Annotated in this window: 10 protein-coding genes; 8 read left to right on the top strand and 2 right to left on the bottom strand. The window is 72.9% G+C overall.

Features of this window, described 5'->3' with window-relative positions:
• Positions 1-132: 132 nt before the first annotated feature.
• A complete protein-coding gene (locus ACIRVK_RS15715; protein WP_404247170.1) occupies positions 133-1,617 on the bottom strand; it encodes a hypothetical protein in 1,485 nt (494 codons plus the stop codon).
• A gap of 273 nt (positions 1,618-1,890) precedes the next feature.
• The gene (locus ACIRVK_RS15710; protein ID WP_404247168.1) at positions 1,891-2,949 is read right to left on the bottom strand and encodes a PucR family transcriptional regulator; all 1,059 of its coding nucleotides are present in this window, start codon (positions 2,947-2,949) and stop codon (positions 1,891-1,893) included.
• Between the two features lie 211 nt (positions 2,950-3,160).
• On the opposite strand from ACIRVK_RS15710, the gene ACIRVK_RS15705 reads away from it, so the two are divergent.
• The 8 genes from ACIRVK_RS15705 to ACIRVK_RS15670 all read left to right on the top strand — a co-directional run bounded on the left by ACIRVK_RS15705 (position 3,161) and on the right by ACIRVK_RS15670 (position 15,557).
• A complete protein-coding gene (locus ACIRVK_RS15705; protein ID WP_404247166.1) occupies positions 3,161-3,793 on the top strand; it encodes a hypothetical protein in 633 nt (210 codons plus the stop codon).
• A 42-nt stretch (positions 3,794-3,835) separates the two neighbouring features.
• Positions 3,836-5,914, top strand: coding sequence for a flotillin family protein (locus tag ACIRVK_RS15700; protein ID WP_404247164.1), 2,079 nt, complete (start codon positions 3,836-3,838; stop codon positions 5,912-5,914).
• Positions 5,915-6,012: 98 nt separating this feature from the next.
• Positions 6,013-10,899 carry a DNA repair ATPase gene (locus ACIRVK_RS15695; RefSeq protein WP_404247162.1) on the top strand — a complete coding sequence of 1,629 codons (4,887 nt, stop codon included), beginning with the start codon at positions 6,013-6,015 and terminating at the stop codon, positions 10,897-10,899.
• A gap of 156 nt (positions 10,900-11,055) precedes the next feature.
• A complete protein-coding gene (locus ACIRVK_RS15690; RefSeq protein ID WP_404247160.1) occupies positions 11,056-11,469 on the top strand; it encodes a PepSY domain-containing protein in 414 nt (137 codons plus the stop codon).
• 34 nt (positions 11,470-11,503) lie between these two features.
• A complete protein-coding gene (locus ACIRVK_RS15685; protein WP_404247158.1) occupies positions 11,504-12,049 on the top strand; it encodes a hypothetical protein in 546 nt (181 codons plus the stop codon).
• A gap of 102 nt (positions 12,050-12,151) precedes the next feature.
• Positions 12,152-12,889: a response regulator transcription factor gene (locus tag ACIRVK_RS15680; protein WP_404247608.1), complete on the top strand. Its 738-nt coding sequence runs from the start codon at positions 12,152-12,154 to the stop codon at positions 12,887-12,889.
• Positions 12,886-14,277: a sensor histidine kinase gene (locus tag ACIRVK_RS15675; protein WP_404247156.1), complete on the top strand. Its 1,392-nt coding sequence runs from the start codon at positions 12,886-12,888 to the stop codon at positions 14,275-14,277. The genes ACIRVK_RS15680 and ACIRVK_RS15675 overlap by 4 nt, the downstream gene beginning before the upstream one ends.
• A gap of 62 nt (positions 14,278-14,339) precedes the next feature.
• Positions 14,340-15,557, top strand: a complete 1,218-nt coding sequence (locus tag ACIRVK_RS15670; protein ID WP_404247154.1) for an MFS transporter — start codon at positions 14,340-14,342, stop codon at positions 15,555-15,557.
• Positions 15,558-15,564: the final 7 nt, after the last annotated feature.

Raw genomic sequence — 15,564 nt, 5'->3', positions numbered from 1 at the left:
TCCCACGGCCGGCCGGGCTCGTCTCCGGGGCATGTGAGCGCATCCCGGTGGCACGAGGGCTCATGGTCGGTCGGTACCCCCTCTCGCCGTCGGTGGACGCTGCCCGGGACGTGACCTCCTCCTCAGCCGGGGTCATTGCTGCACCGGTGCGTGATCGGGCCCTGGAGGCCCCGGCTTGCGCTCCGGATCGTCGAGCAGGATCGCCAAATGGCGTCCCACGTGGTTGTCCCACCCTTCGGGACCCTCGGCCAGCGCGTTCTTGCGCCACTTTCTGCTCCAGTCCCTGAGGCTCCCCAGAGCCCGGTCCTGCAGGATGTCGGAGACCGCTTCCTTGAAGGCGGGATCGGAGCAGTCGCCGCGGTGCCAGATCATCGCGGGGATACCCGCGCGCAAGCCGGCCATGAACTCCTGTCGGCTGGACGGTGATTCACCCCCCGGAGGCTCGCTGAGCACCAGACAGACCGCCTGCTCGTCCTCCTTCAGCGTTCTCTCCAGGTGGAAGTGCGAGTGACCCTGCCGGTTCTGGTACACGTGGCTGTCGGCCGGCTGCTCCTTGAACTGGCGCCACCTGTTGTGCCACGGACGGTGCCAGGCCGCCTTCCGCAGACGCTCGAAACTCCGCACGAAAACGGTGTAGTCCATCACCAGGGGCGTGGGGGAGTCCGAATCGGACTCCTTGTGCCACCACTCGACGGGTTCCCCGAGTAACTCCCACGGCAGGATGAACTCGAGGACGATCGGTTGCCGCAGGTCCGACCAGCGTTCCTCGGTCTGTTCTATGAGGCGCTCGACCTCGGCGGGCAGTTCGGCGCGGCGCAGATGCAGCGTCTCGCCCGGAATCGGGTGCCAGCCCTCCGTGTCCGACTGCCTCCAGTGCGAGAGGTAGTAGGCGTCCGAGTCCACGCCGTCCGGCTCGAACTGGATCATGAGGTACGCCGCCATCGGCGAACTCGGCTCCGAGTGGACGCCGCTGACCCGCCATTCGGCCATCCGGTCCTCCAACCCCCAGGCACGGGCCTGGTCACGGTTCCAGCGGCGCAGTTGCTCGGCGGCCTCCGCCCTGCCCTCCTCCATGAGGTGGTCCGCGGCCAGGGCCAGGAACGTCATGCTCACCGGCGGTTCCTTGCTCGCCGAGTTGTTCCCCGCGAGCCGCAGGAACACCGCCCAGCCGGTGTCGCACCACCAGGGCAGCTCCTGGGTGCGTGAGCGGCTGGCCTGGCGGGCGAGCCGTGCCAGGTGGGACGACGACCTCAGTTCCATCAGGATCGGCCGCAACGGGTGCAGATCGGCCCACTCGAAAAAGCTCGCGGCCTCCCATTCGTCCACCAGACGCCCCAGGGCGGCGACCGAGGTGCTTCGTTGCTCCACGTACTCCAGACACCGCAGCAGACAGGGCAGGCCGTCGGGGCGGAGCTCGCAGAAGTTGACGAGTTGGAGCAGCCAGGGCCGCAGGACATCGCTGCGCGCGAGTTCGACCGCGGAGCCGAGCTCCTGGCCGAGCATGGTCACGAACAGGTCGACGCTGTTCTGGTGACGCATGGTGTCCGAGTTCTGCAGCACGGTGACGATCTCGGCCTTCAGCTCGTGTTGAACCCGCGCTCTGCTGCGCCCCTCCACCCCCGTGACCTCCCCATCGCCGCCTGCCGTCCTCGAGTTCGGCGTGCCGGTGCCGACCCAGGGTACGGCCCCCCCTACACCCACGTCAGTGGGTTGCGCGACAGAACGCGCACGCTCCGTGAACCCCTCGCTCAGAGCTCCGCCCTTCCTCGACCCGCCCGCACAGCGTCCTGGCTCCTGCAGCAACTCCCGTACTGAGACGGTGAGTTCAATCATCCCCCGGTCCGACAAGGGAAACTACCCGGCTGCGGCACCAGGCACCCTCGAAGGGGCTCACACCCCGCTCCCCGGCCACCCCAAGAACCGCGCCCCGATCACCGCCGTCTGCAGCATGTACCGGTGGGCCGGGTCGGACGGGTTCGCGCCGGTGAGCTGGTGGATGCGGTCCAGGCGGTAGGTCAGGGCGCGCACGCTCAGGGAGAGGCGGCGGGCCGCCTCCGCTGAGACGCAGCCGGCGTCGAAGTAGGCGGTGAGGGTGGCCAGCAGGGGCTCGGCGCCGCCGCGTGCCGCGGTGAGCGGGCCCAGGGTGTCCTGGACCAGGTCGGTCATGGCCTGCCGGTCCCGGGTGAGGACGGGGTAGACGAGCAGGTCCGCGGCGCGCAGCACCGGGCCCTCCAGGTCGAGCCGCGCGGCCAGTTCGAGGGTGTTGAGGGCTTCCTCGTACGACTGGACGATCCCGCCGACCCCGTGCTGCGGGCGACCGATGGCGACGCGGCCGCCGTCGGTGGCGGCGTACGCCTGTTTGGCGAAGTGGGTGAGGACGTCGTCCTGGTCGCCCGGCGCGACGCACAGCATCCGGCCGTCCTTGGTGGTGAACAGGATGTTGCGCTCGCCGAAGCGGGCGTTGAGGGAGCGTTCCACGCGGCGCGGGACCGGCGCCGCCTCGTCGTAGGCCGTGGGGCTCTCGGCGACCGCGACGGCGTGGGCGTGGGACAGGCGCAGGCCGAAGCGTTCCGCGCGCTCGGCGAGCCGGCCCAGGTCGCTGCGGCCGTAGAGCAGGTCGTCGATGAACTCGCGGCGGGCCGCCTCCTCCCGCCGTACGGCGAGCAGTTGGGCCCGTTCGTAGCCCTCGGTGAACGCGTCGACGACCTGCTGCACGGCGCCCAGCGTGCTGTCGGCCGAGCCGGACGGGCAGGGCCAGGCCTCGCGGGTGGCGGCGAGGTGGGCGCCGACCAGGGCGCGCAGCCCGTGACCGGCCTCGGCGGCCTGTTCGCCGAGGGCGCGCCGCAGCTCCAGTTCGTCCCGGGTCAGGCGGCGGCCGGTGGCGCAGACGTCGGCCAGCAGCTGGGCATACCCGGCCAGATACTGGTCGGGTATCTCGTGCTCCGCCACCTCGTCCCCCGTTTTCTTGACGCGCCGGTGACGGTTTCTTAGCGGTGCCCGGCATCGAAACCCTAGTGAACACTGCCGGAAACCGGCAATGCGCGGGCGTGCGCGGCGCGCGCACCATGAGCCCCAGGGGAGCACAACGGAAGGCCCCGGTGCCGACTCGTGGAACGCAAGGAGTCGGCACCGGGGCCCCTGGACGGGGGGGTCGGGCATCATGGGGGCGTTTCTCGCGGCCGCCGCGGGGTTTCCCACCGTCCTGTTCAGCTCGGCCCTCGCCGTGGTCGTCGTCTTCTGGCTGCTGACCGCCCTGGGCGCGGCCGACCACCACGGCTTCCACGGACACCAGCACGTCGACGCCTGGGGGATGGGCGGCGTGCCGCTGACGGTCGCCTTCTCGCTGCTGACGGCGGTCGGCTGGTTCGTCAGCCTGAGCGCGACGGTGCTGCTGGACCCGCTCCTCCCGTCGGGGCCGGCCCGGATGGCTTTGGGGCTCGCGGTGCTGGCCGGCGCGGCGCTCGTCGCCTGGTGGGCGACCCGGCTGCTGGTACGGCCCCTGCGCCGCCTCTTCCCGGACACGCCCGGCCCCTCCCGGCAGGACTTCGTCGGCCTGGTCTGCACCGTCCGCACGGGACGGGTGGACGACGGCTTCGGACAGGCCGAGGTACGGGCGGCCGACGGCTCCAGCGCGGTGGTGCAGGTGAGGCAGACGGGCGAGGACGCCCGCCGCACGGGGGACGCCCTCACCAGCGGAAGCACCGCACTGCTCTACGCCTACGACGAAGCAGGCGAGTTCTTCTGGGTCGCGCCCTACGACAGCGCGCTCGACCCGCGCCCCCACTCCGGCTGATCCCGGCCCTCTCACTCACTCCAGGTCTCGAGGACTCATGTCATGAACGCCATCACCCTGGGCATCGGCGTGCTCGTCGCCGTCGTCCTGCTCGTCGCGCTCGCTTCGCTGCTGGTGGTCGGCAGGCTGTTCCGCAAGGTGGAGCAGGGCCGGGCGCTGATCATCTCGCGGACGAAGAAGGTGGACGTCACCTTCACCGGGGCGGTCGTGCTGCCGGTGGTGCACAAGGCCGAGTACATGGACATCTCGGTGAAGACCATCGAGATCCGCCGCACCGGCCGCGAGGGCCTGATCTGCCGGGACAACATCCGCGCCGACATCCACATCAGCTTCTTCGTCCGGGTCAACAAGACCGTCGAGGACGTCATCAAGGTCGCCCAGGCCATCGGCACGCACACCGCGAGCGACCCGGCGGCGATCCAGGACTTCTTCGCCGCGAAGTTCTCCGAGGCACTCAAGACCGTCGGCAAACAGCTGGACTTCGTCGACCTCTACACCAAGCGTGAGGAGTTCCGGGACCGGATCATCCAGGTCATCGGCACCGACCTCAACGGCTACCACCTCGACGACGCGGCCATCGACTTCCTGGAGCAGACCCCGCTGACCCAGTTGGACGCGGCGAACATCCTGGACGCCCAGGGCATCCGGAAGATCACCGAGCTGACGACGGTCGAGCACGTGCGCACCAACGAGTACCAGCGCACCGAGCAGAAGGAGATCACCCGGCAGGACGTGGAGGCCCGGGAGACCATCCTGGAACTGGAACGCCGCCAGGCCGAGGCCGAGATCAGGCAGCGCAGGGAGGTCGAGACGCTGCGGGCCAAGGAGGAGGCGGCCACCGCGAAGGTGCAGGAGGAGGAACGCCTGGGCGCGCAGACGGCGTTCCTGCGCACCGAGGAGCAACTCGGCGTCCAGCGCGAGAACCAGGCCCGCGAGATCGCCGTCGCGCAGAAGAACCGCGAGCGGGTCATCGCCGTCGAGAACGAGCGGATCGAGAAGGACCGGCTGCTGGAGGTCATCGCCCGGGAGCGGGAGACCTCGCTGTCCCAGATAGCCAAGGACAAGGAGGTCGAGGCCGAGCGCCGCGAGGTCGCGGACGTGGTCCGGGAGCGGATCGCGGTGGACCGTACGGTGGCCGAGCAGGAGGAGGCCATCAAGAAGCTGCGGGTGGTCGAGGAGGCCGAGCGCGGGCGGCAGTCGGTGATCATCGCCGCGGAGGCCGAGGCGCAGGAGAAGCTGGTCAAGGACATCAAGGCCGCAGAGGCCGCCGAGTCCGCGGCCAAGCACCGCGCCGCCGAGCAACTCACGCTCGCCGAGGCCCGGCTCAAGTCCGCCGACCTCGACGCCCGGGCCAAGCTGCGGCTCGCGGAGGGCCTCCAGGCGGAGGCCGCCGCCGAGGGGCTCGCTGCCGTGCAGGTCCGCGACAAGGAGGCCGAGGTCACCGAGAAGGCCGGGCGTGCCGAGGCCGTGGCCACCGAGGCGCGGATGCGGGCCGAGGCGGAGGGCACCGGGGCGCTGCTGCGGGCGGAGGCCGAGGGCGCGCGGGCCAAGGCGCTCGCCGAGGCCACGGCGATCGGCGAGAAGCTGAAGGCGGAGGCCGAGGGCCTGACCGAGAAGGCGGCGGCGATGGCCGCGCTCGACGACGCCTCCCGCGGCCACGAGGAGTACCGGCTGCGGCTGCAGGCGGAGAAGGAGGTCCGGCTGGCCGGCCTCGACATGCAGCGGCAGATCGCCGAGGCGCAGGCCACCGTGCTCGCGACGGGGCTGGAGAACGCCGACATCGACATCGTCGGCGGCGACTCCGTCTTCTTCGACCGGCTGGTCGGCGCGGTCGGGCTCGGCAAGAGCGTCGACGGCTTCGTGCGGAACTCCGAGACGGCGCAGGCGCTCGCCCGGCCCTGGCTGGACGGCACCGGCAGCTTCACCGACGACCTGGCCCACGTGCTGGGCTCGGTCTCCACGGCCGACGTGCAGAACCTCACCGTCTCGGCGTTGCTGCTGAAGCTCATGAAGACGGGCGGCACGGAGGCCGGCGCGCTGCGGCAACTGCTCGACCGGGCAGGCGAGCTGGGCCTGGCGGACACCCCGCTCACGGGCCTGAACGGCACCGTCAGGTCCTGACGGCCCGCGCCGGGCTCTGCCGGCCCGCCGAAGGTTCCGGAGCCGCCGCACAGGGGACGGCGGCTCCGGGTCCCTTTCCGACCCGCTGAGAGGCATCCATGACCACCGGCCCGGACACCGGTACGCCCGTTTCCCAGGAAGGCCCGCGCGACGGCACGTACGAGGTGCTGCGCGACCGCCTCGCCTACCAGGCCGCCGAACTCGCCCGCCGTGCTGAGGAGTTGAACACCCGTCGCGCCGAGGAGTTCGGTTCGGTACGGCTGGAGCTCACCGGCACCGGCCAGCTGCGCACCGAGCACAGCAGGCTGCCCCGCGACCTCGTCGCCGTGGGCGACGCCCTGCTCCTCGGTTGCGCCCCACCCCCGGGCCACACCGCCGAGGTGACGGTCCCCGACGTCTTCACCCTCCACGACCGCGACCTGAACCGCCTGCCCGAGGACGCGGTACCGGGCCTGCTCGACGACCCGTCCTTCGTGCGGGAGTTCACCGAGCTCCACCGCTACTACCGCGACGCGCGCCTGCTCCAACTGCGGCTCGTGGAAGGCAGGTTGCTGGCGGTGTTCCGCATCGGCGAGCAGGCGGACGACCTCCGCGTCCTGCGCTGGGCGCTCGCGACGGACGGCCGGGTGTCCTTCCTGGACGCGCGCGGCGAACGCGACCACGTCCTGCCGCCCGCCCACGACTTCACCTGGACTCAGACGACCCGCGAGGACCACGTCCTCGGCCGCCATCCACACGTCTCCGTTAAGGGCGAGGTGTTCGTCGGCACGACCGGCGGCGCCCTCACCGTGAAGACCGAGAACGACACCGAGACCGCCGACGGCGTCCACAGCGAGCCCGTCCACGAGCCGCTGCAGTCCCTCGCCGACGCGGAGATCGCCCACGCGCGCGTGGGCGCCCTGATCCTGCTGCGCGTGCGGCCCTACAACGAGGACACCCACCGCCATCTGGTCTTCAACACGCTGACCAGGACAGTCGTCCGCCTCGACGGCGTCGGTCGGTCCTGCCGCCGGCTGCCCGAGGACCAGGGCATCGTCTTCCCCGGCGGTTACTGCCTCGCCACGGGCGCCTACAAGATCTTCGACGGTGTGGACAGCGGTGACCTGGAGTTCGAGCGGACGGTGCGTTCGCCGAACGGCGAGGACCTCCTGTTCGCCTTCCGGGCGCGCGTCAGCGGCCGCGCCCTGCTGCTGTCGTACAACCTGGTCCGCACGGAGGTGGCGACCCCGCTGCCCTGCCACGGCTGGGCGCTGTCCGAGGACGGCGCGCTGGTGGTCCTGCGCGGGGACGCTGACGACCCCGCGCGTGTGCACCCGGTGCAGCGGTGGAGCTCCCCGTACGTCTCCGACACGTACGCCGCCGCGTGCCCCGCCGGCACCGGCCCGCTGGCCCGCGTCGGCAACGCCGACCTCGTGCGCGGCATCTCCGACTGTCTGTCCCTCACGGCCGCGGCGGCGGACATGACCCCCACCGCCGAGGTGTACGAGGCGCTGGTCGCCGCCTGTGTCCGGGCGGCCGACACCCACCACTGGCTCGGCGACCCCGAACTCGGCGACCTGCGCGCCCCCTTGGACGCCGTACGGGACACCGCCGAGCAGGTGCTGGCCGAGTTCGCGACCGTCCAGGAGCTGACCCGCCTGGCCGCCGAGGAAGTGACGGCGGCGGCCGACCAGGTCACCGCCCTCGTCCGCCGCCTGCGCGGCGAGGCCCCGCGCGACGCCGCCGGCTGGGTCGGCGGCCTGACCGAACTACGCCGGGCGCAGGGCCGGTTGCTCACCCTGAAGGAGCTGCGGTACGCGGACACCGCCCGCGTCAATGCCCTGGCGGTGGACGTCGAGGCGGACCTCGCCGCCTTCGGTCAGCGCACGGTCGCCGCGCTGGCCCGCGAGGACGCCTTCGCCGGCTACCGGGCGGACATCGACGCCCTGGTCACCGAGGCCGGCGCGCTGACGAGGGCCGCGAGCGCGGCGCCCCTCGCCGTGCGCCTGGACGAGCTGGCCGAGCAGCTGCGCACGGTCACCGACGTCGTGACCGACCTCGACATCGCCGACGCCACCGTCCGTACGTCCGTGCTGGAACGGGCCGCCGAGGCGCTGGGCGGCGTCAACCGCGCCCGGGCGGTGCTGGAGGGCCGCCGCCGGGAACTGAGGGACAGCGAAGGCCGGGCGGAGTTCGCCGCCGAGCTGGCCCTGCTGGCCCAGTCGGTCACCGGCGCGCTCGCCGCGAGCGTCGACCCCGACGCCTGCGACACCCAACTCACCCGGCTGCTGGTCCGGTTGGAGAACCTCGAGGCCCGCTTCGCCGACTTCGACGACGTCCTCGTCCGACTGGCCGACCAGCGCGCCGGGATCCACGAGACCTTCGCCGACCGCAAACAGGCCCTCACCGACGAACGCGCCCGCCGCGCCGAGCAGTTGGCCGTCTCCGCCCAGCGCGTCCTTCAGACGGTGACCCGGCGCGCGGCCACCCTCGCGGACGCCGACGCGATCGGCGCGTACTTCGCCTCCGACCCCCTGGTCGCCAAGGTCCACCGCACCGCCGACGCCCTGCGCGCCCTCGGGGACCAGGCCCGTGCCGAGGAACTGGCGGGACGTCTCGCCGCCGCCCGCCAGGAGGCCGCCCGCGCACTGCGCGACCGCACCGACCTGTACGCCGACGCCGGCCGCACCCTGCGCCTGGGCCGCCACCGCTTCGCCGTCAACACCGAGCCCCCGGCCCTCACCCTGGTCCCGGACGGCACCGACGGCCTGGCCTTCGCCGTCACCGGCACCGACTACCGGGCCCCGGTCACCGACCCCGACTTCGCCGCCACCCGCCCCCACTGGGACCGCCCGCTGCCCTCGGAGTCCCCCGAGGTCTACCGCGCCGAACACCTCGCCGCCCGCCTCCTGCACGAACACGGCCCCGCCGCCCTGACCGGCACGGACCTCGCACCCCTGGTCCGCCGCGCGGCCGAGGACTCGTACGACGAGGGCTACGAACGCGGCGTCCACGACCACGACGCGACCGCCCTCCTCACCGCCCTGCTGCGCCTGCACGCCTCCGCCGGCCCCCTGCGCCACCGACCCGCCGCCCGCGCGGCCGCCCAGCTCTTCTGGACGCACGGCACCACGGCCGACACCCGCCAGACCTGGACCCGCCGCGCCCGTTCGCTGTCCCGGGCGAGGGAGACGTTCGGACTCCCGCCCGCCGTCGGCGACTTCCTCGCCGAACTCGCGACGGCGATCAGCACCGCCGACTCCGCACCGACGGACGATGACAAGGTGGCGTCCGGGGCGGCGGCGTACCTCTTCGAGGAGCTGACCACCGACCCGGACGGCTTCGTGATCAACGCGGGCACCCGCGAGTTCCTCGACAAGTTCCGCCGCACGGCCGGAATCTCCGCCTACGACGACGATCTCGCCACCCTCGACGACCCGGCCGCCCGCACCCAACTGGTGGAGGCCTGGCTGTCCGCCTACGCCACCGCGAGCGGAGCCTCGGACCTGGCCCCCGGCGACCTGGCGGAGGCGGTGGCCGCCGAACTCTGCCCCGGTCTGCCGCGCTACACCTCGCACGCCCCGCTGACCGCGACGGTCGACGGGCTCCTCGGCACGCACCCCCGCGTCACCGCCGGCCGCCTCACCCTCCGCATCGACGAATTCCTGGCCCGCACCGAGGAATTCAGAACCCGCTCCGTCCCCGCCCACCGCGCCTACCAGCGTCGCCGGGCCGCCCTGCTGACCGCCGAACGCACCCGCATACGCCTGGACGACCACCGTCCGCGGGTGATGACGACGTTCGTCCGCAACCGCCTGGTCGACGAGGTCCACCTGCCCCTGATCGGCGACAGCCTCGCCAAACAGCTCGGCACGACCGGCCCGGAGGGCCACCCCGCGACCGGCGGCCTGCTCCTGCTCCTCTCCCCGCCGGGCTACGGCAAGACGACCCTCATGGAGTACGTCGCCGACCGCCTCGGCCTCCTCCTGGTGAAGGCCGACGGCCCGGCGCTCGGCCGCTCGGTCACCTCCCTGGACCCGGCCGAGGCCCCGAACGCCACCGCCCGCCAGGAGGTGGAGAAGATCAACTTCGCCCTGGCCGCGGGCAACAACACCCTCCTGTACCTGGACGACATCCAGCACACCAACCCCGAACTCCTGCAGAAGTTCGTCCCGTTGTGCGACAGCACGCGCCGGGTGGAGGGCGTCAGGTCGGGCGAACCCCACACCTACGACCTGCGCGGCAAACGCTTCGCCGTCTGCCTCGCCGGCAACCCGTACACCGAGTCCGGCACCGGCTTCCACGTCCCCGACATGCTGGCCAACCGCGCCGACGTCTGGAACCTGGGCGACGTACTGGCGGGCAAGGGCGAGCAGTTCGCCGTCAGCTTCGTCGAGAACGCGCTGACCGCCAACCCGGTCCTGGCCCCCCTCGCGGGCCGCGACCGCACCGACCTGGACCTGCTGATCCGCCTCGCCGAGGGCGATCCCACGGCCCGCCCGGACCGCCTCACCCACCCCTACGTCCCCGCCGAACTCACCCAGATCCTCGCGGTCCTGCGCCATCTCCTCGCGGCCCGCGACACGGTGCTCGCCGTGAACGCGGCGTACCGGGACTCCGCGGGCCGCTCGGACAGCGACCGCACCGAGCCGCCCTTCCGCCTCCAGGGCTCCTACCGCAACCTGAACCGCATCGCCCAGCGCATCCGCCCCGCCATGAACGCCGAGGAACTGGCGGCCCTCGTGGACGACCACTACCGCGCCGAGGCCCAGACGTTGGCGACGGGCGCGGAGGCGAACCTGCTCAAACTGGCGGAGATGCGGGGCAGGTTGACGTCGGAACAGGCGGACCGCTGGCGGGAGGTGCGGAACACGTACGTCCGCACCCAGGCCCTCGGCGGCCCGGACACCGACGCGCTCGCCCGCGCGGTCGCGGCCCTCGGCCTGCTGGCGGAACGGTTGGGGGCGGTGGAGGCGGCGATCAGGGAGGCGGGGGAGCGGAGCTGAGTCTCCGGTGGCGGTGGCGAAAGATTGGCCGTCTGCTGGTCCCGCTCTCTCCTTCTGCTGGGCGGGCTCTTGAGGTCGGCTCCCTAGATTCGTCGTCGTCCCCCGGAAGTCCGGCTCCCCGGACCTCCGAACTCCCCAGTGTCTGGAGACGACCCGATGCGTGTTCTGCCCCGCCGTGCCCTGGCCGCCGCCGCTCCCGCCGCCGCCCTGCTGTTCGCGCTGACCGCGTGCGGCGGCGGCTCCGACTCCGGGTCCGGTGCCTCGAAGGCCGCGGACACCCAGCAGGCCGAGAACGCCGGCGGTGCGCAGGCCGCGGGCGCAGGCCAGGACGCCGACAAGAAGAAGGAGCCGCCGCTGACCGGTGACATCAAGCAGAAGGCGGAGGCCGCGGCACTGGCGAAGTACCCGGGCACGGTCGTGAAGTCCGAGGAGGACGCCGAGAAGCCCGGCATGTACGCCGTCGAGGTCAAGAAGGCCGACGGCACGTCGGTGGAGGTGTACCTCGACAAGTCCTACACCGTCACCGGCACCAAGCAGGAGGGCACGGAGGAGGGCAAGAACGCCGGCTGACCGTCGAACGAACGACCGCCGAAGGGACGACCCGATGCCGACCGATCCGGATCGGCGCCGAGGGCAGAGCAGTCGGGAGGAGGACGGTTACGGAGGCCGCTTCGACGAGGACGCCTTCGACTACCCCACCACACCGCCCGCCACCGAACCGTGGTCCGCCGCGGAGACGCCGCCGCGCGTCGAGCCGGATGAATCCGTGCCCCGGTCGGGCGAGTCGGGTGGCTCCGGTGAGCCGAGCGGCCGGAAACGGGCGGCCCTGCGACACGGGCCGCTCCTCCCGTACCGGCCGGTCCTCGCGGTCGCCGCAGCGCTGGTGGCGCTCGGCGGCTTCGGCTTCGCCCTGTCGGCGGTCAGCAGCACGGTCACCTCCGACCCGCGCCCCGCCGGCACCGCCAAGGTGCCGGCGCCGAAGCCCCCGTCCACCGACCCCCTGCCGCCCACCGCCTCACCGCCCCCGAACACGGGCGTGACCGTCGCACCGACGCCGACCAGCACCGTCCCCGACGACCGTCACGACGACGAGCACCGGGCGCGCGACGACCGGGCCCGCGACGACGGCAAGGGCGCCGACGACCACTGACCACCCCTCCGCACCCCCGGTCGCGACCGTGAGCTCCTCAGCCCCAGGCGGCTTCTCATGAACACCCCGACCCATGTGGCACAGCTGTGCGAGCCTGGCGCCATGCGTCTGCTGCTCATCGAAGACGACGACCGCATCGCCGGCCCGCTCACCGAGGGACTGGGGCGTTACGGCTTCACCGTGGACCACGTCCGTTCCGGCGCCGCGGGCCTGGCCGACGCGACCGGCTCCCCGGACATGGTGCTGCTCGACCTCGGCCTGCCGGACATGGACGGCCTGGACGTCTGCCGCAGCCTGCGCGCCCGTTCCGCCGTCCCCATCATCATGATCACCGCGCGCGGCGAGGAGGCCGACCGCATCGTCGGCCTCGAACTCGGCGCCGACGACTACCTCGCCAAGCCCTTCGGCGTACGGGAGTTGGTGGCCCGTATCCGCGCGGTCACCCGGCGCACCAGCGCCCTGCCCTACACCGGGTCCGAGCACCCGGAGGCACCCGTTCAGGCCGCGAGACCGCCCGCTCCCGCGCAGCGGCTGGGCCCGCTGGAGATCAACCGCCGGACCCGCCAGGTCCACCTCGACGGCCACGAACTGGCCCTGACACCGCGGGAGTTCGACCTGCTCGCCTACCTCGCCCAGGACCCCGAGGCCGTGTACTCCCGCCAGCAGATCATGGACACGGTGTGGGACCCGCACTTCTTCGGCCCCACCAAGACCCTCGACGCCCATGTCGCCGCCCTGCGCCGCAAACTCGGCGACCCCGCCTGGATCACCACGGCCCGCGGCGTCGGCTTCCGCCTCACCGTCCCCGGTCCGGACACCGGACCCGAGGGGACCGGATGACCCGCCGCCTGCTGCTGAGCTACCTCGGCCTGGCCCTCCTCGTGCTGGCCGGCCTGGAGATCCCGCTCGGCTGGATCTACGCCCGCGGCGAGGTCACCCGCGCCACGCGCGGCGTCGAGCGCGACGCCTCGATGCTCGCCGAGGTCACCGAGGAGAAGATCGAGCAGGGCGACCTCGCCGCGCTGCCCGACGTGGTCGGCGACTACGCCACCCGCACCGGCGGCCGGGTCGTCGTCACCGACCGCCGGGGCGTCGTCCTCGCCGACTCCGGGGGCCGTACCACCGGCACGGACCTGTCCGCCGAGCCGGACGTCGCCCGCGCCCTGCGCAACCGGCCCACCGTGGCCACCGGCGCCGAGGCGCTGTCGGCGACCATGCCCGGCGCCTCCGGTACGACCGTGCGCGCCGCCCTGCGACTGACGTACCCCATGGCCGAGGTCACCGCCCGGGTGCACCGCGTCTGGGGCGCCCTGGCACTCGCCGGCGTCTGCGTCCTCGTCGCGGTCGCGCTGGTCGCCTTCACGCTCGCCCGTTGGATCACCCGCCCGCTGCGCACCCTGGAGGCCGCCACCGCCGAGCTCGCCGACGGCCGGCTGGCGAGCCCGCCGGACGACACCATCGGCCCGCCCGAACTGCGCCGCCTGGCAGCCTCGTTCACCCGTACGGCCACCCGGCTCCAGCACCTGCTCCAGGCGCAGCACGCCTTCGCCGCCGAGGCCTCCCACCAGCTGAAGACCCCGCTGACCGGCCTGCGCCTGCGCCTGGAGAACTTCGAGCCCTACCTCGACCCGCGCGCCCACGCCAGCCTGGAGGAGAGCATCGGCGAGGTCGAACGCCTCGGCCGCATGGTGCAGGGGCTGCTCGCGCTGGCCCGCCTGGAGAACAGCGCCACCACGGCCGAACCGGTCGACCTGGACGCCGTGCTCGCCGAACGGGCCACCATGTGGGAGCCGCTCGCGGCCGAACAGCACGTCGCCCTCGCCGTCACCGGGCCGGCCGCCGGCCGGGTCTGGGCGATCCCGGGGGCGTTGGAGCAGATCGTCGACAACCTGCTCGCCAACGCCCTGCGGGTCTCCCCGCCCGGCACCACCATCGTCCTGGCCCGCGCGCCGGGCCCCGAACTGCACGTCGTCGACCAGGGACCGGGCATGTCCGAGACCGACCGCGCCCGTGCCTTCGACCGCTTCTGGCGGGCGTCCACCTCCCACCACGACGGCACCGGCCTCGGCCTGCCCATCGTCCGCCATCTCGTCCGCGCCTCCGGCGGCGAGATCACCCTGGACACCGCACCGGGCGGCGGCCTCGACGCCCGCATCATCCTGCGCCCCGCACCAGGAACCGGCCCTCGATCCCCCCGCAGGCCACGCGCCAGAGTGACGGCACTCTGACCCCAGACGCCCCCGCTAGGCTGACACCGGCGGCGTGATTACGCCACCTTGACGGAGGCGCTGTGGACGACGGGAAGGGGCCCGGCACGGGCGGACGGCCGACGGCGATGGGACCGTGGCGGTTCGTCGTCTGGTTCGGCACGGTCAGCCTGCTCGCCGACTTCGTGTACGAGGGTGCCCGCTCGATCACCGGCCCGCTGCTGGCGTCACTGGGCGCGTCCGCCCTGGTCGTCGGCGTGGTCACCGGTGCCGGCGAGGCGGCCGCCCTGGGGCTGCGGCTCGTGTCGGGCCCGCTGGCGGACCGGACACGTCGCTTCTGGGGGCTGGCGATCGCCGGGTACGCCCTCACCGTCGTGTCCGTACCGCTGCTCGGCGTGGTGGGCGTGCTGTGGGCGGCGTGCGCGCTGGTGGTCGCCGAACGGGTCGGCAAGGCGGTGCGCTCCCCGGCGAAGGACACGCTGCTCTCGCACGCCACGGCTGCCACCGGACGGGGCCGCGGCTTCGCCGTCCACGAGGCGATGGACCAGATCGGAGCCCTGGTCGGCCCCCTGGTGGTGGCCGGCGTCCTGGCCCTGACCGGCAACGACTACGCCGCCGCCCTGGGCGTACTGGCCGCCCCGGGAGCAGCCGTCCTGCTCCTCCTGTTCTGGCTGAAGTCCCGAGTCCCCGACCCGGAGACCTACGAACGCGAGGTGACCGGTGCGGTCCCGCCCACCCAGGAGCCGCCCCACCCCACCCCCCTCCCCAGAGCCTTCTGGACCTACGCCGCCTTCACGGCCGCCACGACGACCGGCTTCGCCACCTTCGGCGTCCTCTCCTACCACCTGGTCGAACGGCACCTGCTGACCGCCGCCTGGGTCCCCGTCCTGTACGCGGCCGCGATGGCCGTCGACGCCCTCGCCGCCCTGGCCACCGGCTGGCTCTACGACCACCACGGCCCCCGCGTCCTGATCGCCCTCCCCCTCCTCACTGCGGCCGTCGCCGCCCTGGCCTTCACCAACACCCTCGCCGTAGCGGTGGCCGGTTCCCTCGTCTGGGGCGCCGCCATGGGCATCCAGGAATCCACCCTCCGCGCCACGGTCGCCGACCTGGTCCCCAGCGGCCGCCGAGCCACGGCCTACGGCCTGTTCGCCGGCGTGATCGGCGCGGCAAGCCTGACCGGCGGCGCCCTGACGGGCGGCCTGTACGGCTACTCGATCCCGGCCCTGATCACGACGGTGGTCGTCATCCAGGCACTGGCGCTGGTGCTGCTGTGGGCGACGAGAGCCGGTCGGCGGTAGCGGTGGT

The sequence above is a fragment of the Streptomyces sp. NPDC101152 genome (genome assembly GCF_044768275.1).
Lineage (GTDB): Bacteria > Actinomycetota > Actinomycetes > Streptomycetales > Streptomycetaceae > Streptomyces.
Note: the sequence above shows the minus strand (reverse complement) of the source record. Positions and strands in the feature narration are given on the sequence as shown.